This window comes from Bacillus sp. OTU2372 (genome assembly GCF_038440275.1).
In the GTDB taxonomy this organism is placed as follows: domain Bacteria; phylum Bacillota; class Bacilli; order Bacillales; family Cytobacillaceae; genus Neobacillus; species Neobacillus bataviensis_B.
On record NZ_JASATK010000001.1, the window covers coordinates 451,581 to 470,433 of the forward strand.

Consider the following 18,853-nt stretch of genomic DNA (forward strand, 5'->3'; position numbering starts at 1 on the left):
TATAATTAATAGTAAGTACCTATTTTAATTAATTATAATTTAATATTGGTTCAAATGCAGGGATGTCCGAAAATGAGAATTGAAAAAGGTTAGCAATAATGTCTTGCTATTCGAAAACTCATTTAAATAATCTTTTTGGAGGGATTCTAATGCCAGAACGTATGGTGGGTAAACAAGCACCACGCTTTGAAATGGAGGCTGTATTACCAAACAAAGAATTTGGAAAAGTCAGCCTTGAAGAAAACATGAAAAACGATAAATGGACAGTTTTGTTCTTCTATCCGATGGACTTTACTTTTGTTTGTCCAACTGAAATCACTGCAATGTCTGACCGGTTTGAAGAGTTTGAAGACCTAGATGCAGTTGTGGTAGGGGCTTCTACTGACACGATTCATACACATCTTGCATGGATTAACACAGACCGTAAAAATAATGGTCTTGGCCAATTAAATTATTCATTAGCTGCTGACACTAATCATGTAGTTGCACGTGATTATGGTGTGTTAATTGAAGAAGAAGGTGTTGCTCTTCGTGGTCTATTTATCATCGATCCAGAAGGTGAATTAAAATATTCAGTTGTGAACCATAACAACATCGGCCGAGATGTAGATGAAACATTACGTGTCCTTCAAGCCTTACAAACAGGTGGTCTTTGCCCTGCCAACTGGAAGCCAGGACAAGCTACATTGAATGTTTAATTAACAAAGGATAGACCTAACATGATGCGTTAGGTCTTTTTTAAACAGGGGGGTTAGTCATGAAGTTACGAGATGAAATGCCGGAATTAACTGGGGCAACAGAATGGTTAAACAGCCAGGTTACGAAAAACGAGCTAGTCGGTGAGAAACCAACTTTAATTCATTTCTGGTCTATTAGCTGCCATTTATGTAAGGAGGCAATGCCTCAAGTGAATCAATTCCGAGATGATTATAAAGAGAAATTAAATGTAGTCGCTGTTCATATGCCTCGTTCAGAAGACGATTTAAACCTTGAGGAAATTAAAAAAGTGGCTGCTGAGCATGGAATTACTCAGCCGATTTTTGTTGATAGTGAACATAAATTAACAGAAGCATTTGAGAATCAATATGTTCCAGCATACTATGTTTTTGACCGTGAAGGCAAGCTCCGCCATTTCCAAGCAGGCGGAAGCGGAATGAAAATGCTTGAAAAGCGTGTTAATCGGGTACTGGATGAAATGGAAAAAACAGAATAAACTTTATGAGAAGAGCTGTTCACATCAAGAACAGTTCTTTTTTTATATACGATAATCATGAAACCTTCTCTTTAAATAAACGTCGGTATTTTTAAATAGAAATAAGAGGGGGCAAGCAAATGGGATTGTCTAAAAAGGCATTATCGATTTTGTTAATGGTTATGTTATTCGGAATGGCCGGTTGCAGTTCAGCTAGTAAAAATGAAAGTGCAAAAATGAGTTCGGATAAAGGAGTAATGGACTCAGCGGAGTCTGGAAAAAGTGAAAAGTCATTGACCTCAACTGAGCTACCTAAATCGGAAAAATTTATAGATACAGCAAAAGCTCAGGCTAACAACCAGATGGTCATTTATCAGGCGGAACTTGAGCTTCGTGTAAAAAATTTTGAGCATACTGTGCAAAACCTAGAAGAAAAAGCTAAAAAATACGGAGGATATATAGCAGAATCAAGTGTTACTAAAGATGGGACTGAACAAGTAAGCGGCAGTATGAAATTAAGAATCCCACAAGCTCATTTTCAGGAATTTTTAAATGATGCCGAGGGGCAGGCGGCCGAGGTGCTGAAGAGGAATATTAACGGGCAAGACGTAACTGAGGAATATGTCGATCTCGAATCGCGGTTGAAGTCCAAAAGGGCTGTTGAAGAGCGACTCCATAGCTTTATGAAAAATGCAGCTAAAACAGAGGATTTACTAAAGATTTCTGCGGACTTAGCGTCTGTTCAAGAGGAAATAGAAGTTATTGAAGGAAGAATGAAATATTTAGAAAATCAGACGTCCTTATCGACAGTGAGCATCACCCTGTATGAAACGAAAGTGGTAGTACCTGAACTTGAAAAGGATCAATTAAATACATGGGAAAAAACAAAAAAACAATTTATGAACAGTACTAATCTAATATTGGCTGCACTTTCTGGGTTAGTTGTTTTTATTTTAGGGAACCTGCCAATTTTGATCATTTTCATCCTATTAGGCTTTCTTGTATATCTATATTATAATAAGAAAAAAAGGCAGAACAAACGGGAGTAAGGGTTTTAACGTGTTTTTATAGAGTTTACTAACTTGAACAAACAGGGGAGTTTTGCTACATGAAAAAGAGTTTTGCAGTAATTGGACTTGGTCGGTTTGGCGGGAGCATATGCCAAACATTAAGTGAAGAAGGAATGGAAGTACTAGGTATTGATATCAATGAAGAGCGAGTAAATCAATATAGCATGATTGCTTCACATGCAGTAGTCGGTGATACAACCGATGAAAATGTCCTGAAAAGTTTAGGTATTCGTAATTTCGACCATGTGATCGTCGCCATTGGTGATGACATACAGGCAAGTATCTTAACCACCCTTATTTTAAAAGAACTAGGGGTAGCGAGGATTACCGCTAAAGCACAAAATGATTATCATGGAAAAGTACTACGGAAAATTGGGGCGGATCAAGTCGTTCATCCTGAAAGAGATATGGGAAAACGGATAGCGAACAATATAGCATCTAATAGTGTGCTTGATTATCTTGAACTATCTGCAGAACATAGTATTGTCGAGATTGCTGCAAATAGGAAGCTCTCGGGTAACACTATTATGGATTTAGATATCCGTAAGAAATACGGTTTAAATATTGTTGCGATAAAAAGAGGAGAAGAAATTATTGTTTCCCCACAAGCAAAAGAAACCATACAAACTAATGATGTATTAATAGTCATTGGAAATGATCTTGATATTGATCGGTTTGAGAAAAAAGTTTTAGAATAAAGAAAAGCGGAGGCGCCTTGAACATGGAAAAAAGTAGTTCATTTTTTCCTAGGGCCGAAGCTAGACAATAACGAAAAGCGGAAGGGCCATGGCTCTTCCGCTTTTTCTTATACTTCCATTATGATTGGTAAAATCATCGGTCTGCGTTTTGTTTTTTCGTAAAGGAAAGGTGCGAGTGTATCTGTTATTTCATTCTTAATTTCAGACCATTGGCTTGTCTTCCGTTCCATTACTTTATTTAAGTGTTTAGTGATCAGGTTCTGAGCATCATTTATTAAATCACCGGATTCCCTCATGTAAACAAACCCCCGGGAAATGAGGTCCGGACCCGATGCTATTTTAAATTCTTTCATATTAATACTCACTACAACAACCACTAAGCCTTCTTCAGAAAGAATACGGCGGTCTCTTAAAACAATATTTCCGATGTCTCCTACACCGCTGCCGTCGATATAGACGGAACCGGATGGGATTTTTCCAGCAACCTGTGCAGTGTTATCAGATAGCGCGAGAACTTCACCATTATCCATAATGAAGCAATTCTCTTCCTCAACGCCGCAATCAACAGCGAGTTTGGCATGCATTTTTTGCATCCGATATTCACCGTGAATTGGCATAAAGAACTTAGGTTTAATTAAGCGGAGCATTAATTTTTGTTCCTGTTGTCCACCGTGTCCGGAAGTATGGATGTTGCTTAACTTACCATGGATCACTTCTGCCCCAGCTCGGAACAACATATTAATGGTCCTGCTTACGCTAATGGTATTCCCTGGAATAGGAGAGGATGAGAAGACCACAGTGTCACCAGGAATAATTTGAATTTGTCTGTGGGTGCCATTGGCAATCCTCGATAGGGCAGCCATTGGTTCGCCCTGACTGCCTGTACATAGAATTGTCACTTTATCTGCAGGCAATCTGTTTATTTGATTTGCTTCAATAAATGTCTCTTTAGGGGCAATTATATAGCCCAACTCTAACCCAATATTAATGGCCGCTTCCATGCTCCGACCAAACACAGCAACCTTTCTTCCGTTCACAACTGCAGCTTCTACTACTTGTTGTAGTCTGTGAATATTCGATGCGAAAGTTGCAAAAATAATCCGGCCATCCACTTTTCTAAAAATATCATCGATACTTTCACCCACACGGCGTTCAGACATTGTAAAATCAGGGATTTCACTATTGGTACTATCCGATAATAAGCATAGAACCCCTTCTTTGCCTATTTCAGCCATTTTGGTTAAATTAGCTGGTTCACCTACCGGGGTAAAATCAAATTTAAAATCACCTGTATGGACGACTTGTCCTGGAGGGGTTTTTACGACAATACCATAGGAATCAGGAATGCTGTGGGTGGTACGGAAAAACGTTACGGATGTTTTGCGGAACTTAATGATATCATCTTCTTTAATTTCAATCAGCTTAGCATTTCGTAATAATCCGTGCTCTTCTAATTTATTTTTGATTAACCCAAGGGCAAGTTTGCCGCCGTATATCGGAATATTTATTTCACGAAGTAAATAGGGGATTCCGCCAATGTGGTCTTCGTGTCCGTGGGTTACAAATAATCCTTTAATTTTTTCTTCGTTTTTAACCAGATAGGTGTAATCTGGGATAACATAATCGATTCCTAATAATTCATCCTCCGGGAATTTTATACCGGCATCGATTAATATAATCTCATCTTGGAACTGAACTGCATACGTATTTTTGCCTATTTCACCTAAACCGCCCAAGGCAAAAACAGCAGTTTGATCATTTTTTACAAATTTCATAAATTATCCAATCTCCAATACTTTAAAGTCTTCATTTTGTTGTTCGTATTCTAAATAAGCACCTGTAACTTCTTGTACATGTTCAACATTAAAACCGCGATCGGCGATTTTTTTTCGGACATCTCTTACTGATTCACCTTCAACAAAAATTGTTTTAGTGTTCTCTCTTACTGGTACTTCTGTCAATCTCTCTTGATAATAAACTTTAAATATCATGACAAATTCGCTCCTTACTGAATCATAACTTTTTCTATTATATAAAATATTTTCATCTTTTTCATTTATTTTCTTTGGAGACTCCGTGGACTATATATGAAAAGTATGTAAATCTAAATCATATTACTACAATGTACAATAATGAAGGAGCCCTTCGCAAGGTTGAAGGGCCCTCTAAAAAATTAGGCAATGGATTTTTTTCTAAGTAAATCGTTCCACTGTTTTAAAAGCTTTTTCCTGAGCTTCTTTAACATAGTGGATCATCTCCTTACCTTTATTTTATACGAACCTTGTCCAAAGTAAAGCAAGCAATGGCAGATAATTGAAATTTTTTTACTGTAGATATTTTTTTACTATTATTATATGAGGAAAATAGGTAATCTTTCATGGTATAAGATGGAATAAAAATGAACAAAAAACACCGGCCTCCAAAAAGGCCAGTGTCTTATCTTTCAATAACGGCTGCTCCTTCGACCGGTTTGAAAGGATCCTTTTTATCGATATAGTCATAAAACATGATTCCATTTAAGTGATCAATTTCATGCTGAAAGCAGATTGCTGGCAGACCTTTCAGACGAAGTTTGACTTCCTCTCCTTCAAGTGTCACTCCTTTTACAGTAATCCTTGCATACCTTGGTACATATCCAGGAATGGCCTCATCAACTGATAGGCAGCCCTCACCGGATTGAAGGTAGGCTTTTTCGACCGAATGACTGACGATTTTGGGGTTAAATAAGGCGTAGCTGTATAAAGTTCCTTTATCGTCGATAAGATGAACAGCAATCATTCTCTTTGACACATTTATTTGCGGAGCAGCTAATCCAATCCCAGGACGCAGGCTATATTTCGCGGCAATTTCGCTGTTTTGGCTGTTTATTACGTATTCTAAAAGACTGGCTAAAATTTGTTTATCTTCTTCGGATGGCGGCAAGGATACCTCTACTGCCACTTTTCGAAGGGTAGGATGCCCGTCCCGAATGATATTCTCCATTGTTAGCATGAACATTCACTCCTAAAGTTCCATAAAGTTAGTCACCAGCATTAGTCTATCAAACAAAAGCCAAAATGTTAATAATTGTTTACATTATGATTTCTATCTGTCTTTTGAACAGTTGGATATTGTCAAATAAACTTTATACAGATATAGTAGGAATTGCACAGTAAGGAGGTTAGAAATTGTTATTCAAAGGAAAAAGTAGCATCCTCATATTTGTTACCGTTATTATTTTTATTTTATCAGGATGTACAGAAAAAAAGACCCCTGTCGATAAAATGTATAATGTCTTAGAAAATGTTGTTAATAAGGAAAAGGTATTTGAAGAACAGCAAGAACCATTAGTTACATTAGAAAAACAGGAAAAAGAACTATATGATCAAATTATTAAACAAGGAATGAAAGAATACGATCAGATTGTTAAACTTTCAGATGAAGCTCTTGACTTAGCTGATAAACGAAAAGAACTTTTTGAGAAAGAAACAACAAGCCTTAAAGAATCTGAACAGGAATTTGCTAAAGTGGCTGACCTTAAAGATCAATTAGATGATCCCGAACTTAAGGAAACTGCAAATGATCTTTATGATATTATGATGAAAAGATATGAGGCACATAGAGAATTGTATAAGAAATACTCTGAGTCTCTTCAATATGATAAAGAATTATATCAAATGTTTAAAAATAAAAATCTGCCCCTAGAAGATCTAGAAGCTCAAATTAATAAGCTAAATGATTCTTATAAAAACGTATATGCCACAAATGAACAGTTTAATAAATATACCGAACAATATAATGAAAAAAAACTTTTATTTTATAAAAAGGCAGGAATAAAGACAAAGTAAAGGAGATTATCCCAAAATCGGCTGACCTACAGTCGATTTTTTCTATATTATAACAAGTGTCTAAAATGTGACATTGTATATAACAGATTGGCTTATCGAGTAATACAGTTTTATTTCAAGATAGCTTTTAAAAAAACTGTTATTTAATGAAAAATAATAAAACTTAGTATTTGACGACATAAAGCAAAAGTTGTACACTCATAAGTGTGATAAAAGTTGTACTAATGATGTTACATAAAATAGTGATACAGAATAAAATATTTATAGACCGAACTTTTCGTTTTATCTTATATTTTCTGTGAGACACTAGTTCATAGTATGTATCTAACCATATCCAGGCCTCGAAACTTATGTAATATCAAAATAGATGAACCAATGACAAGTTGCTTTCAAATAATGTTTAATCGCAATTTTTGGGTAATCTAAAATAGTGGATTTTATTTTTTAAAAATAGGCCCTAAATAGAAAGGAAGAGATGACACAATGGCTTCTAAACTTAAGAACGCCCAGCTTGATGCCAAGAAAGCACTCGAAGCTGTAGAAGAACAATTTCAAACGCTTCAAATCCTTAATGAACAAGGTGAGGTTGTCAACGAAGCAGCAATGCCTAACTTGACTGATGAACAGCTTCAAGAATTAATGCGCCGGATGGTATACACGAGAATTCTAGACCAGCGCTCAATTTCTTTAAACCGTCAAGGAAGATTAGGTTTCTATGCGCCAACAGCAGGACAAGAAGCGTCCCAGCTTGCCTCTCAATTCGCGCTTGAAACTGAAGATTTTATCTTGCCTGGTTACCGTGATGTACCGCAAATTGTTTGGCACGGATTACCATTATCACAAGCGTTTTTATGGTCTAGAGGACATTTTCAAGGTATGAATATTCCTGAAGGTGTTAACGTTCTTCACCCACAAATCATCATTGGGGCTCAGTATGTTCAAACTGCTGGGGTTGCACTTGGATTCAAGAAACGTGGAACTAAGGCTGTTGCCATTACTTATACAGGTGACGGTGGAACATCTCAAGGCGATTTCTATGAAGGTATCAACTTTGCAGGTGCATATAAAGCACCAGCTATCTTTGTTATCCAAAATAACCAGTTTGCCATTTCAACACCACGTGAAAAGCAAACTGCGGCTAAAACATTAGCACAAAAGGCTGTTGCAGCAGGTATCCCTGGAATCGTCGTAGACGGTATGGATCCGTTAGCGGTTTATGCTGCAACTCGCGAAGCTCGTGAGCGTGCAATTAATGGCGAGGGTCCTACTCTTATTGAAACATTAACGTACCGTTATGGTCCACATACCATGGCTGGGGATGACCCAACTCGTTACCGTACAGCAGATCTTGATAATGAGTGGGAAAAGAAAGATCCACTTGTACGTTTCCGTAAGTTCCTTGAAAACAAAGGACTATGGAGTGAAGAAAAAGAAACTGAAGTGATTGAACAAGCAAAAGAAGAGATCAAAGAAGCGCTTAAACAAGCTGATGCTGCACCAAAACAAAAGGTGACAGATTTAATGTCTATTATGTATGAAGAAATGCCGCAAACCTTAAAAGAACAATATGAAATATATAAAGAAAAGGAGTCGAAGTAAGCCATGGCTCAAATGACAATGATTCAAGCAATTACAGATGCATTACGTACGGAATTACGTAATGATCCGAATGTGTTAGTTTTCGGTGAAGACGTAGGCGTAAACGGTGGTGTATTCCGTGCAACTGAAGGGCTGCACCAGGAATTTGGCGAAGACCGTGTATTTGACACGCCCCTAGCTGAATCAGGAATCGGTGGTTTAGCAGTAGGTCTAACCTTACAAGGATTCCGTCCAGTTCCAGAAATCCAATTTTTTGGCTTTGTATTTGAAGTAATGGACTCCATTGCAGGTCAATTAGCTCGTCAACGCTATCGTTCAGGAGGAAGATATAGTGCTCCTGTAACAATTCGCTCACCATTTGGCGGAGGCGTACATACTCCTGATATGCACGCGGACAGCTTAGAAGGACTTATGGCTCAAACTCCTGGCGTCAAGGTTGTTATTCCAGCAACTCCTTATGATGCAAAAGGTCTGCTTATTTCGGCCATCCGTGACAATGACCCTGTTATTTTTCTTGAGCATATGAAATTATACCGTTCATTCCGTCAAGAAGTTCCTGAAGAGGAATATACCATTCCACTAGGAAAAGCTGAAGTGAAACGCGAAGGTACTGATGTATCCATTATTACTTACGGTGCAATGGTCCATGAGTCATTAAAAGCTGCGGAAGAGCTAGAAAAAGAAGGTTATTCTGCAGAAGTTATTGATTTACGTACTGTAAGTCCAATTGATATTGAGACAATTGTTTCATCTGTTGAAAAAACTGGCCGTGCAATTGTTGTTCAAGAAGCACAAAAACAAGCTGGTGTCGCAGCACATGTTGTTGCAGAAATTAACGATCGTGCTATTTTAAGCTTGGAAGCTCCTGTATTACGCGTTGCTGCTCCAGATACTGTATTCCCGTTCCCACAAGCTGAATCAGTATGGCTTCCTAACTATAAAGATGTTATTGAGACTGCTAAAAAAGTATTAACTTTCTAATAAACGCTTTTGTAAGATTGTTGTAGAAAATCATTACATTTGGGAAAAGACATTCTTTTCCCAATGCTTACTTAAGATTCCTAAAAATATATGAAAAATAGGAGATGAATCTCTGTGTCATTCCAATTTAAAATGCCTGATATCGGTGAAGGTATTCACGAAGGTGAAATCGTCAAATGGTTTGTTAAACCAGGTGATAAAGTCCAAGAAGATGATGTCCTATGTGAAATTCAAAATGATAAAGCGGTAGTTGAAATTCCATCCCCAGTAGAGGGTACTGTTCAAGAAGTGCTTGTTGGAGAAGGAACTGTTGCAACAGTTGGGCAAGTTCTAGTTACTTTTGATGCGCCAGGATACGAAAACCTACAATTTAAAGGTGATGATCATGCTGAGGAAGCTCCTAAGCAAGCTGAGGCTCCTGCTGCAGCACCAGCACAAGAGAATGCAGCTCCAGCAGCCGCGGCTCCACAAGCTGAGGCAGATCCTAATCGTCGTGTAATTGCTATGCCTTCTGTCCGTAAATATGCTCGTGAAAAAGGTGTAGAAATTCGTTTAGTAACAGGTTCTGGAGAAAACGGCCGTGTTCTAAAGACTGATATTGATGCGTTCTTAAGCGGCGGTGCAGCTGCTCCTGCTGCAGATGTAACAGCAACTGCTGCAGAAGAAGCTAAGACAGAAGCACCAAAAGCTGCTGCTCCAATTCCACAAGGTGAATATCCTGAAACACGTGAAAAAATGAGCGGTATCCGCAAGGCAATTGCAAAAGCAATGGTTAACTCTAAGCACACTGCTCCACACGTTACATTAATGGATGAGATCGATGTAGCTAAGCTTGTGGCACACCGTAAAAAGTTCAAAGAAGTTGCAGCTGCAAAAGGTATCAAGCTTACCTTCTTACCATATATCGTAAAAGCATTAACCAGTGCATTAAGAGAGTTCCCAGTACTAAATACATCTCTTGACGATGCGACAAGTGAAATTATTCATAAGCATTATTACAACATTGGTATCGCTGCTGATACAGAAAAAGGTCTTTTAGTTCCGGTTGTAAAAGATGCTGACCGTAAATCTGTATTTACTATTTCGAATGAAATTAACGAATTAGCTGGTAAAGCTCGTGATGGTAAACTTGCTCCAAATGAAATGAAAGGTGCATCTTGCACAATTTCTAACATTGGATCTGCAGGCGGCCAATGGTTTACTCCAGTAATTAACCATCCGGAAGTAGCTATCTTGGGTGTAGGCCGTATTGCTGAAAAGCCAATCGTTCGCAATGGTGAAATTGTAGCTGCACCTGTATTAGCTTTATCTTTAAGTTTTGATCACCGTATGATCGATGGTGCGACTGCGCAAAATGCAATGAATCATATTAAACGTTTATTAAACGATCCAGAACTATTGTTAATGGAGGCGTAAGAAAATGGTAGTTGGAGATTTCCCAATTGAAACAGATACTATAGTTATCGGTGCGGGCCCTGGAGGATATGTAGCAGCGATCCGTGCCGCTCAGTTAGGACAAAAAGTAACGATTGTTGAAAAGGAATATGTAGGCGGCGTATGTTTAAATGTGGGCTGTATTCCATCTAAAGCATTGATTGCTGCAGGACATCGTTATGAAACAGCGGTACATTCAGAATCATTCGGTATTACTGCTGAAAACGTAAAAGTTGATTTTTCTAAGGTTCAAGAATTCAAATCAGGAATCGTTAAAAAATTAACTGGCGGTGTTGAAGGACTTTTAAAAGGAAATAAAGTTAACATTGCGCGTGGGGAAGCATATTTTGTTGATGCCAATACTTTACGTGTAATGGATGAAAATTCCGCTCAGACTTATACATTTAAAAATGCAATTATTGCAACTGGTTCTCGTCCAATTGAATTGCCAGCTTTTAAATATTCTAAACGCGTTCTAAATTCAACAGGTGCCCTTAATTTAAATGAAATCCCTGAAAAAATCGTTGTTATTGGCGGCGGTGTTATTGGGATTGAACTTGGCGGTGCATATGCAAACTTTGGCAGCCAAGTGACCATCTTAGAAGGTGCTGACGAGATTTTAGGTCTTGGTGTATTTGATAAGCAGATGGCTTCACTAGTTAAGCGCACAATGCAAAAAAGAGGCGCAGAATTCTATACAAATGCATTTGCTAAGGGTGTAGAAGAAACTGAAAATGGTGTAGTAGTAAAATTTGAAGTAAAAGGTGAAGCGAAGCAAATTGAAGCTGACTATGTATTCGTCATGGTTGGACGCCGTCCAAACACGGATGAAATGGGCTTAGAGCAGGTTGGCATTAATTTAAGCGAACGTGGATTAATTGAAATTGACAAGCAATGTCGTACAAATATCAGCAATATTTATGCAATTGGTGATGTTGTTGCAGGTCCTCAATTAGCACATAAAGCTTCTTATGAAGCGAAAATTGCGGCAGAAGCAATTGCTGGACATCCATCAGAAATTGATTACTTAGGCATTCCTGCAGTTGTATTCTCTGACCCAGAATTAGCTTCTGTTGGATATACAGAGGCTCAAGCTAAAGAAGAAGGCATTAAGGTCAAAGCGGCGAAATTCCCATTTGCTGCAAATGGCCGTGCGTTATCTCTTGATAGCAGCGAAGGATTTATGAAATTAATCACTCGCGCAGAAGATGGAGTAGTTATTGGTGCTCAAATAGCTGGGGCGAGTGCTTCAGATATGATTGCTGAATTAGGATTAGCAATTGAAACTGGTATGACAGCAGAAGATTTAGCACTTACTATCCATGCTCACCCAACTCTTGGAGAAATTACCATGGAAGCTGCTGAAGTGGTTCTTGGAACTCCAATTCATATTATTAAGTAATAGGAAAAGTGCATACGACCTGGTCAGCGGCGTATAGCCTGGAAAATTCCGAAAGACCTTGATATAAATTATAATATTAGTGAAGTCCTTTCCCGAAATGGGAAAGGACTTTATTCATTAGTAGCGAATTTATCTAGTATTAAATCTTTAATTAGGAGGAGAGACTCTAAAAGAATTCAATAATTATCTCTAACTGCTTAAAATGGAACATATATTTAAAACACTAGCCAATGTCTTTGTTCTTAACTAAAAGATCAATGTCTTTTGCGTGGTGATAAAAATGAAGGTCTATCTCGTGATTATATTACAATTTATTATTTGGAGCGGTTATACACTCATTGAATGGCTTTCAAAGCACGATCAACTCATTTATAAGGTAATGATGTTTTTTGTGTTTTTTTACCTGGCATTAATGCTAGGTAACTATGTGACCAAATCAGTGAGAAAAACACTGTTTATTACAGCCCTAAGCCTGGTGATATATACATCTATCCATTATACTCTGGCTCTTTTTGTACACTAAAAAGACCCCGCCCGAGAGTTGGAGTCTTTTTCAGTCTTATTTTCTTGGATAATAGTACATGACTCTGTCATTAAAGAGGTGAAGTTCTCCTTGTAGTTTTTTGGCAAGGAATTTGCAGAATTCATTCGCCTTTCCTTTATCTCCATGTGTCGATTGTTCCGGTAATGTTACTTGTATGTATTGCTGCACTCTTTCTGTGCCATCTTCCTCTTTTACAGTTTCCTTATCAACACCAATTAAAATGGCATTGTAGCGTTCGTGGTCAGAATGCAAATAAAATGCCTTTCCCTTACTTGATTCTGTTTCTTTTATATCATATGGAAATGCTGATTCCCCGTACTGCCAGTTTAATTGGTCACCTGTTTTTGCTGTTATATTTTTATAATAATGAAATAATTCTTTTACTTCTTCGATTGTGATTGATTGTTTACCAGATGAGGGCACGAGTTTAATAAATGCATTTACAGCCATCACCATTCCCCCTTTTTCGTCCAAGTTTTTGCAATTCTATTCTAGCACTGATTAAAAAGCTCTGACAACATTAAACATTAAATAAATAGCGAACTATTCTATATATTTTATTAAGATCTAGATAATACCTAAAATAGGTTTATTTTTAACTAATATTTTTTAATGTGACATACAATTTAGGCTTGAAATGTTTAATGTGATATATTATTATTGAATTAAGGATATTAGAAAGCGTTTCAAATTTATGATCATTCAAAAGAAAAGGGGATGGAACAAATGGGTACTCTTGTATGCCAAACATGTAATTCTACTATTGATCATTTTGAAGATGAAAAAGTAACCGTGCTCTATTCTAAATGCAATTGCTGCGATGAACACAAACATGACGAAGAAGTATAATACGCTAAAATAAAAAAGGATTCCACTTGGGAATCCTATTTTTTTTGACTTTTTATTGGATAGCTTTATATTCTTTTATGACACGAATTGTTTTAATTTCATCATCTTCAGGACCTTGAACAGGTAAACCGACTTCAAGGTTTTTACGTATATAGTGCAGATTTTCCTTAGTGATAATTTCACCTGGAATGAAGATTGGAATACCAGGCGGGTACACCATTACAAACTCTGCGATAATTCGGCCTTCTGATTCTTCAAAAGGAACAACCTCTGTTTCTGAATAAAATGCATCTCTTGGTGTAAGCGCAAGGACCGGAATTTCAGGAAGGAGAACTTCGATAGGTTCAATTTGCCCAACACGATGCTCACATTCGACTGCAAGCTCATTTAAGGCATTAACTAAAATGTCAGCTTCTGTCTCTGTATCTCCTAGTGAAACAATACAAAGGATGTTATAAAGGTCTGATAATTCAACCTCAATATTATGTTTTTCTCTTAACCATTTTTCTACTTCATAACCAGTTAAGCCTAAATCTTTAACTGAAATAATGAGTTTCGTCGGATCATAATCAAAAGTAGCTTTAGATCCTAGTATCTCTTCACCAACGCAATGGATGTGGTCGATTTCATTAATTCTCTTCCGAATCGATTGAGATAACTTAATGGTTTTATCAATTAACTGTTTGCCCTTTGTTGCCAGTTGTTTACGTGCTACATCTAGTGAAGCTAGCAGTAAATAGGATGTAGAAGTAGTTGTAAGCATGCTTAAAATCGATTGCACATGCTTTGCCGAAACAAGTCCTTCTCTTACATTAAGAATGGAGCTCTGGGTCATGGATCCACCCAATTTATGAACACTTGTCGCTGCCATATCTGCCCCTGCCTGCATAGCTGATAGTGGCAGCTGATCATGGAAATGTATATGGACACCATGTGCTTCATCGACCAAAACGGGAACATGATAGGAATGAGCAATTTCAACAATTTTCTTTAGGTCTGCAGAAATACCGAAGTAGGTTGGGTTAATGACCAAAATGGCTTTCGCATCTGGGTGCTGTTTTAAGGCTCTTTCAACTGAATCGGTGGTAATTCCGTGTGAGATTCCTAATTCTTTATCAATTTCCGGGTGAATAAAAACTGGAATTGCTCCAGAAAAAACAATTGCAGACATGATGGATTTATGAACATTTCTAGGGACAATAATTTTATCATCAGGTCCGCATACCGCCATAATCATGGCAATAATAGCACCGCTGGTTCCCTGCACGGAAAAAAAAGTTCGATCGGCTCCAAAAGCTTCTGCAGCTAAATCTTGAGCTTGTTTAATGATTCCTTTTGGCTGATGTAAATCATCAAGAGGACCGATATTAATTAAGTCTATGGACAAGGCATTATCACCAATAAATTGGCGGAATTCTGTATCCATTCCAGCGCCTTTTTTATGGCCGGGAATGTGGAATTGAATTGGGTTTCTTTTCGCATGTGCTACTAAACCGCTAAATAACGGTGTTTGTTCTTGTGACAATGGTAAATACACCTCTTTATAAAAAATACTCAGATTATTCGTCTATATTCGACATAAAACAAAGGAAATTATAGCATTATTTCATAGTATTTTAAAGGATTTAAATTTAACTTTACCTATTTTAACTATAGTTAGTTTCTCATAAAGAAAGGAAAATTAACCTTTTAAGACGAATTAACAATTTATTAACTAGAAGGAGGGTTTTAATTGAATTGGCATACACGAATTACTGATTTGTTAAACATTGAGTTTCCGGTTATCCAAGGGGGGTTAGCTTATTTAGCTTATTCAGACTTAGCGGCTGCTGTTTCAAACGCAGGAGGGCTTGGACAAATTACGGCCATGTCTCTGCCTAATCCTGAATTGTTAAGGGAAGAGATTAAAAAAGTAAAGCAATTAACCAATAAACCATTTGGTGTTAATTTTGCCATTGGTCAGCACGGAAGGTCATTTGCAGATTTCTTACAGGTTGCAATTGAAGAGGAAGTACCTGTTGTATCTATGACTGGTGGAAATCCTGCTCCTATTTTTGAACAACTAAAGGGGACAAACATCAAAACTCTCGTGCTTGTAGCAGCAAGAAGACAGGCTATAAAAGCAGAAGAGTTAGGTGCCGATGCAGTGATGGTGGTCGGCCAGGAAGGCGGCGGACATCTTGGCAGAGACGATATCGGTACACTTGTCTTAATCCCTCAAGTAGTGGACTCTGTGTCCATCCCTGTCATTGCTTCAGGAGGAATAGGGGATGGAAGGGGACTAATGGCAGCCCTTAGTTTAGGCGCTGAGGGAATTGAGATGGGAACACGGTTTATCGCGACCAAGGACTGTGTTCACGCGCATGAAGCTTATAAACGAAGCTTAGTTGAGGGAACGGAAAGTGATACTGTGGTCATCAAAAGAACACTGGGAGCACCAGGAAGAGCCATTGCCAATAGCTGGACAGAAAAAATCCTTGAAATCGAACGGAAGAATGGGGATTATGAGCAGCTCAAAAGTTTTATTAGTGGAGATGCCAATAAACGGTACATATATGATGGTGAAACCGCTGAAGGGTTTGCTTGGGCAGGTCATGTTATGGGGATGATTAAGGATGTGCCTACGGTTGCTGAGCTCTTTAATCGGATGAAGAAAGAGGCGGAACAAATTCGTGCAAAATGGGGAAAATAGAGGTATTATACACATTAACATAGAGAAGCAGGTGAGTGTATGGAATATCAATATCCCATTGATTATAATTGGTCAACGGAAGAAATCGTCGATGTAATAAAATTTTTTGAAGCAATTGAGAGTGCATATGAAAAAGGGATTGAACGAGATGAGGTTATGAAAGCATATCGTCGGTTCAAAGAAATTGTTCCAAGCAAAGCAGAGGAGAAAACGCTTTGTGGTGAATTCGAAGAAATAAGCGGTTATTCTTCGTATCGAACCATTAAAAAAGCAAAAGAGGCCTCCGCTGGAGAGAAAATTATCATGAAATAACAAAGAAAACTCCCATCTAAACATGCGGGAGTTTTCTTTATTTATTTTATATTTAAAGCAATTTTATAAAGAGGTGCAACTTTATTAAATACATCCTCAATTTGCGTTAATAATCCATCAGCACTTAATCCAATTACTTGATCTCTATCTATCGTGTAACCACATAATAATTCAGCCTTTTTAACGGTCTTTAATCGTTCGAATTGAGCTGATAAATCAGCTTTTGTTATCTTTTGATGTTTAATGGTATCAGGCTTGGTATGGTCTAAAGACCATGAAAACTCTTTTGGAATTTCCTTGTATATTTTTGCTGCTTTTTTGATATAGCGTTCACCGATCATTTCTTTTTGTGGTGCTTCATAAATGACTGCAAACCAAACAAATAAATGTGTATTCCATAATCCAATTTGGAAATGGGGGAGCATTTTATAGCCACGGGGATTACTAGCAAAAGCTACCCATGTATCCTTAGGAGGGTTTATCGTCCGTCTAGCATGTTTGGCAACATGGACGAACATTTCATCTCCTGTCAGGGCAGATAATGTAGGTGCAAAGTATTCCCCTAGTTGTTCAAGTTTAGGTCGAACCGTATTTTTTAAAGCTTCCATTCGTGCTTCTAATCCATCTATTAAAAAAACATTAAAATCCTCATTTGTAAATCCGCCGAAATCCATTTAGTTACCTCCACAACAGTTTGTCAATTATTGTAGCATAAGACAGAAAATCGAAGAAGTTTGTTGCTCGACTGGGTTAGTGCACATATTTGTTGCAACATATCAAGGTGGTTCATATTATACAGTAAAACAAAAAATCAGAAAAATTAGTAAAAACAAGGAAAGGGGGCGCTGCTAGGTGAAGCAATTAATGAATACATCCCTAAAAAAAGCGACTGAAAAAGAAAGAACAGCTGTATTAAGATTAGAAATGGATTATGAATTGGCTACATTATTTGAGGCAATTGAAGACAAAAATGAAAAGAAAATGAAAGAGTGCAAGCAAAAATTAGAAAAAATCCGCTTGGAATTATTACGGTTAAAGGCTTTTTGATCGATTTATAATCTAAGGAGCACAAAGTTGGAATGAACCATGGAGAAATAATTTATCGCTTGATTTGAACGAACTCCAAATGAGAATAAGGGGAGTTCGTTTATTATTGTGCAGATGTGTGATTAGTTGAACGATCATTTGGTAAAAAGTTGCTGTGGCAGGCTAATTTGATTAAGCTATAAGTACATCAAATTAATAATCAAGCTTCATACTACATACATTGAATAATAGAAAGAATGGAGGAAGAATATGAATTGGGAAATTATTGATACCCATGCAAAGCAGTGGGTTAAACAAGCAGGAGAGAAAATCCGTTTATCCTTTAAGACAAAATTAAATATTGAAACGAAATCAAATCCTAATGATTTAGTGACAAATATTGATAGAGAAATTGAGCAATTTTTTATCCAACATATTAAAGAGGTTTATCCGGAGCATAAAATTATGGGCGAAGAGGGTTTTGGGGATGAACTTCACAGCCTTGAAGGAGTCGTCTGGTTAATCGATCCGATTGACGGTACGATGAATTTTATTCACCAGCAAAGGAATTTTGCCATATCGATCGGGGTTTATGAGAATGGCATAGGTAAAATAGGGCTCATTTATGATGTTGTCCATGATGAGTTATACCACGCAATACGTGGAAAAGGTGCATACATAAATGGAAAACCAATACCCGTGCTTAAAGAAACTACAGTTAAAGAATCCATTCTTGCCCTAAATGCTACATGGGTTGTTGAAAATAAAAGAATTGACCATAATCTGTTGATTCCATTAGTAAAAGAAGCCAGGGGGACGCGGTCTTATGGAACTGCAGCCCTTGAACTGGTATTTTTAGCAACTGGAAGGGTAGATGCTTATTTCTCTATGCGTCTTGCACCGTGGGATGTTGCAGCGGGTGCAGTTATTTTAGAAGAACTTGGAGGAGTAGTAACGAATTTACGAGGGGAAAAACTTGATTTTCTTTCGAAAAATTCATTATTCGCTGCCAAACCAGGGCTTCACCAGACAATTTTAAATGATTATTTAAAAGGCGGCGAGTGGTAGCGCTGCATCTTATAAAAATAGAAGCCTGGGGTAGCCCAGGCTTTTATTTTACAAGATAAGAAAGTATAAAAGTTTTTGACTTCGAGAATTGTCTAGCTCCAGCGCCTAGCCCCTCGAGGTCATAAGCCACTCAGGGAATGAAGGCAAAGAACGCCTTCT

20 protein-coding genes are annotated in these 18,853 nt (G+C 37.6%); 14 read left to right on the forward strand and 6 right to left on the reverse strand.

The window, feature by feature from the left end:
- Window positions 1–149 precede the first annotated feature (149 nt).
- From AAHB15_RS02185 to AAHB15_RS02200, 4 genes are all read left to right on the forward strand, one after another.
- Window positions 150–698, forward strand: a complete 549-nt coding sequence (locus AAHB15_RS02185; protein ID WP_144562625.1) for a peroxiredoxin — start codon at window positions 150–152, stop codon at window positions 696–698.
- 59 nt (window positions 699–757) lie between these two features.
- Window positions 758–1,213 carry a TlpA disulfide reductase family protein gene (locus AAHB15_RS02190; protein WP_098526956.1) on the forward strand — a complete coding sequence of 152 codons (456 nt, stop codon included), beginning with the start codon at window positions 758–760 and terminating at the stop codon, window positions 1,211–1,213.
- A gap of 119 nt (window positions 1,214–1,332) precedes the next feature.
- A complete protein-coding gene (locus tag AAHB15_RS02195) occupies window positions 1,333–2,241 on the forward strand; it encodes a DUF4349 domain-containing protein (RefSeq protein WP_342041680.1) in 909 nt (302 codons plus the stop codon).
- 59 nt (window positions 2,242–2,300) lie between these two features.
- Window positions 2,301–2,960: a potassium channel family protein gene (locus AAHB15_RS02200; RefSeq protein WP_098526958.1), complete on the forward strand. Its 660-nt coding sequence runs from the start codon at window positions 2,301–2,303 to the stop codon at window positions 2,958–2,960.
- Window positions 2,961–3,067: 107 nt separating this feature from the next.
- On the opposite strand, the gene rnjA is transcribed toward AAHB15_RS02200, so the two are convergent.
- The 3 genes from rnjA to def all read right to left on the reverse strand — a co-directional run bounded on the left by rnjA (window position 3,068) and on the right by def (window position 5,951).
- The gene (gene rnjA / locus AAHB15_RS02205) at window positions 3,068–4,735 is read right to left on the reverse strand and encodes a ribonuclease J1 (protein WP_342041681.1); all 1,668 of its coding nucleotides are present in this window, start codon (window positions 4,733–4,735) and stop codon (window positions 3,068–3,070) included.
- A 3-nt stretch (window positions 4,736–4,738) separates the two neighbouring features.
- The gene (locus AAHB15_RS02210) at window positions 4,739–4,951 is read right to left on the reverse strand and encodes a DNA-dependent RNA polymerase subunit epsilon (protein WP_098526960.1); all 213 of its coding nucleotides are present in this window, start codon (window positions 4,949–4,951) and stop codon (window positions 4,739–4,741) included.
- Between the two features lie 445 nt (window positions 4,952–5,396).
- On the reverse strand, window positions 5,397–5,951 hold the full coding sequence (gene def / locus AAHB15_RS02215) for a peptide deformylase (RefSeq protein WP_342041682.1): 555 nt from the start codon (window positions 5,949–5,951) through the stop codon (window positions 5,397–5,399).
- Between the two features lie 176 nt (window positions 5,952–6,127).
- On the opposite strand from def, the gene AAHB15_RS02220 reads away from it, so the two are divergent.
- From AAHB15_RS02220 to lpdA, 5 genes are all read left to right on the forward strand, one after another.
- Window positions 6,128–6,787, forward strand: a complete 660-nt coding sequence (locus tag AAHB15_RS02220; protein WP_342041683.1) for a YkyA family protein — start codon at window positions 6,128–6,130, stop codon at window positions 6,785–6,787.
- A gap of 483 nt (window positions 6,788–7,270) precedes the next feature.
- Entirely contained in the window at window positions 7,271–8,386 is a 1,116-nt protein-coding gene (gene pdhA / locus AAHB15_RS02225; protein WP_144562619.1) for a pyruvate dehydrogenase (acetyl-transferring) E1 component subunit alpha, read from the forward strand.
- A 3-nt stretch (window positions 8,387–8,389) separates the two neighbouring features.
- Window positions 8,390–9,367: an alpha-ketoacid dehydrogenase subunit beta gene (locus tag AAHB15_RS02230; protein WP_335571310.1), complete on the forward strand. Its 978-nt coding sequence runs from the start codon at window positions 8,390–8,392 to the stop codon at window positions 9,365–9,367.
- 114 nt (window positions 9,368–9,481) lie between these two features.
- Complete coding sequence (locus tag AAHB15_RS02235; protein ID WP_335571311.1) at window positions 9,482–10,783, forward strand: dihydrolipoamide acetyltransferase family protein; 1,302 nt, start codon at window positions 9,482–9,484, stop codon at window positions 10,781–10,783.
- Between the two features lie 4 nt (window positions 10,784–10,787).
- On the forward strand, window positions 10,788–12,203 hold the full coding sequence (lpdA, locus tag AAHB15_RS02240) for a dihydrolipoyl dehydrogenase (RefSeq protein WP_098526966.1): 1,416 nt from the start codon (window positions 10,788–10,790) through the stop codon (window positions 12,201–12,203).
- Between the two features lie 559 nt (window positions 12,204–12,762).
- On the opposite strand, the gene AAHB15_RS02245 is transcribed toward lpdA, so the two are convergent.
- Window positions 12,763–13,197 carry a DUF1885 family protein gene (locus AAHB15_RS02245; protein WP_176541003.1) on the reverse strand — a complete coding sequence of 145 codons (435 nt, stop codon included), beginning with the start codon at window positions 13,195–13,197 and terminating at the stop codon, window positions 12,763–12,765.
- Window positions 13,198–13,473: 276 nt separating this feature from the next.
- On the opposite strand from AAHB15_RS02245, the gene AAHB15_RS02250 reads away from it, so the two are divergent.
- The gene (locus tag AAHB15_RS02250; RefSeq protein ID WP_098526969.1) at window positions 13,474–13,596 is read left to right on the forward strand and encodes a GapA-binding peptide SR1P; all 123 of its coding nucleotides are present in this window, start codon (window positions 13,474–13,476) and stop codon (window positions 13,594–13,596) included.
- A gap of 52 nt (window positions 13,597–13,648) precedes the next feature.
- Here the strand turns inward: AAHB15_RS02250 and AAHB15_RS02255 are convergent, their stop codons facing one another.
- Window positions 13,649–15,121 (reverse strand): aminotransferase class I/II-fold pyridoxal phosphate-dependent enzyme, encoded by a 1,473-nt coding sequence (locus AAHB15_RS02255; RefSeq protein ID WP_335571312.1) that lies wholly within the window; start codon window positions 15,119–15,121, stop codon window positions 13,649–13,651.
- Between the two features lie 207 nt (window positions 15,122–15,328).
- Here AAHB15_RS02255 and AAHB15_RS02260 point away from each other — a divergent pair, with 207 nt between their 5' ends.
- A complete protein-coding gene (locus AAHB15_RS02260; protein WP_342041684.1) occupies window positions 15,329–16,288 on the forward strand; it encodes an NAD(P)H-dependent flavin oxidoreductase in 960 nt (319 codons plus the stop codon).
- 39 nt (window positions 16,289–16,327) lie between these two features.
- Window positions 16,328–16,600 carry a UPF0223 family protein gene (locus AAHB15_RS02265; RefSeq protein ID WP_098526972.1) on the forward strand — a complete coding sequence of 91 codons (273 nt, stop codon included), beginning with the start codon at window positions 16,328–16,330 and terminating at the stop codon, window positions 16,598–16,600.
- A gap of 41 nt (window positions 16,601–16,641) precedes the next feature.
- Here the strand turns inward: AAHB15_RS02265 and AAHB15_RS02270 are convergent, their stop codons facing one another.
- Entirely contained in the window at window positions 16,642–17,274 is a 633-nt protein-coding gene (locus AAHB15_RS02270) for a YktB family protein (RefSeq protein WP_342041685.1), read from the reverse strand.
- Window positions 17,275–17,452: 178 nt separating this feature from the next.
- On the opposite strand from AAHB15_RS02270, the gene AAHB15_RS02275 reads away from it, so the two are divergent.
- Both AAHB15_RS02275 and AAHB15_RS02280 read left to right on the forward strand, forming a co-directional pair.
- Window positions 17,453–17,647: a hypothetical protein gene (locus AAHB15_RS02275; protein ID WP_098526974.1), complete on the forward strand. Its 195-nt coding sequence runs from the start codon at window positions 17,453–17,455 to the stop codon at window positions 17,645–17,647.
- Window positions 17,648–17,896: 249 nt separating this feature from the next.
- Complete coding sequence (locus AAHB15_RS02280; protein ID WP_335571315.1) at window positions 17,897–18,694, forward strand: inositol monophosphatase family protein; 798 nt, start codon at window positions 17,897–17,899, stop codon at window positions 18,692–18,694.
- Window positions 18,695–18,853: the final 159 nt, after the last annotated feature.

What these genes read in the sequence shown, in the direction of transcription:
- AAHB15_RS02185 (WP_144562625.1), top strand. Translation starts at nt 150, where the DNA reads ATGCCAGAACGTATGGTGGGTAAACAAGCACCACGCTTTGAAATGGAG.
- AAHB15_RS02190 (WP_098526956.1), top strand. Translation starts at nt 758, where the DNA reads ATGAAGTTACGAGATGAAATGCCGGAATTAACTGGGGCAACAGAATGG.
- AAHB15_RS02195 (WP_342041680.1), top strand. Translation starts at nt 1,333, where the DNA reads ATGGGATTGTCTAAAAAGGCATTATCGATTTTGTTAATGGTTATGTTA.
- AAHB15_RS02200 (WP_098526958.1), top strand. Translation starts at nt 2,301, where the DNA reads ATGAAAAAGAGTTTTGCAGTAATTGGACTTGGTCGGTTTGGCGGGAGC.
- rnjA (WP_342041681.1), bottom strand. Translation starts at nt 4,735, where the DNA reads ATGAAATTTGTAAAAAATGATCAAACTGCTGTTTTTGCCTTGGGCGGT.
- AAHB15_RS02210 (WP_098526960.1), bottom strand. Translation starts at nt 4,951, where the DNA reads ATGATATTTAAAGTTTATTATCAAGAGAGATTGACAGAAGTACCAGTA.
- def (WP_342041682.1), bottom strand. Translation starts at nt 5,951, where the DNA reads ATGCTAACAATGGAGAATATCATTCGGGACGGGCATCCTACCCTTCGA.
- pdhA (WP_144562619.1), top strand. Translation starts at nt 7,271, where the DNA reads ATGGCTTCTAAACTTAAGAACGCCCAGCTTGATGCCAAGAAAGCACTC.
- AAHB15_RS02230 (WP_335571310.1), top strand. Translation starts at nt 8,390, where the DNA reads ATGGCTCAAATGACAATGATTCAAGCAATTACAGATGCATTACGTACG.
- lpdA (WP_098526966.1), top strand. Translation starts at nt 10,788, where the DNA reads ATGGTAGTTGGAGATTTCCCAATTGAAACAGATACTATAGTTATCGGT.
- AAHB15_RS02245 (WP_176541003.1), bottom strand. Translation starts at nt 13,197, where the DNA reads ATGGCTGTAAATGCATTTATTAAACTCGTGCCCTCATCTGGTAAACAA.
- AAHB15_RS02250 (WP_098526969.1), top strand. Translation starts at nt 13,474, where the DNA reads ATGGGTACTCTTGTATGCCAAACATGTAATTCTACTATTGATCATTTT.
- AAHB15_RS02265 (WP_098526972.1), top strand. Translation starts at nt 16,328, where the DNA reads ATGGAATATCAATATCCCATTGATTATAATTGGTCAACGGAAGAAATC.
- AAHB15_RS02270 (WP_342041685.1), bottom strand. Translation starts at nt 17,274, where the DNA reads ATGGATTTCGGCGGATTTACAAATGAGGATTTTAATGTTTTTTTAATA.
- AAHB15_RS02280 (WP_335571315.1), top strand. Translation starts at nt 17,897, where the DNA reads ATGAATTGGGAAATTATTGATACCCATGCAAAGCAGTGGGTTAAACAA.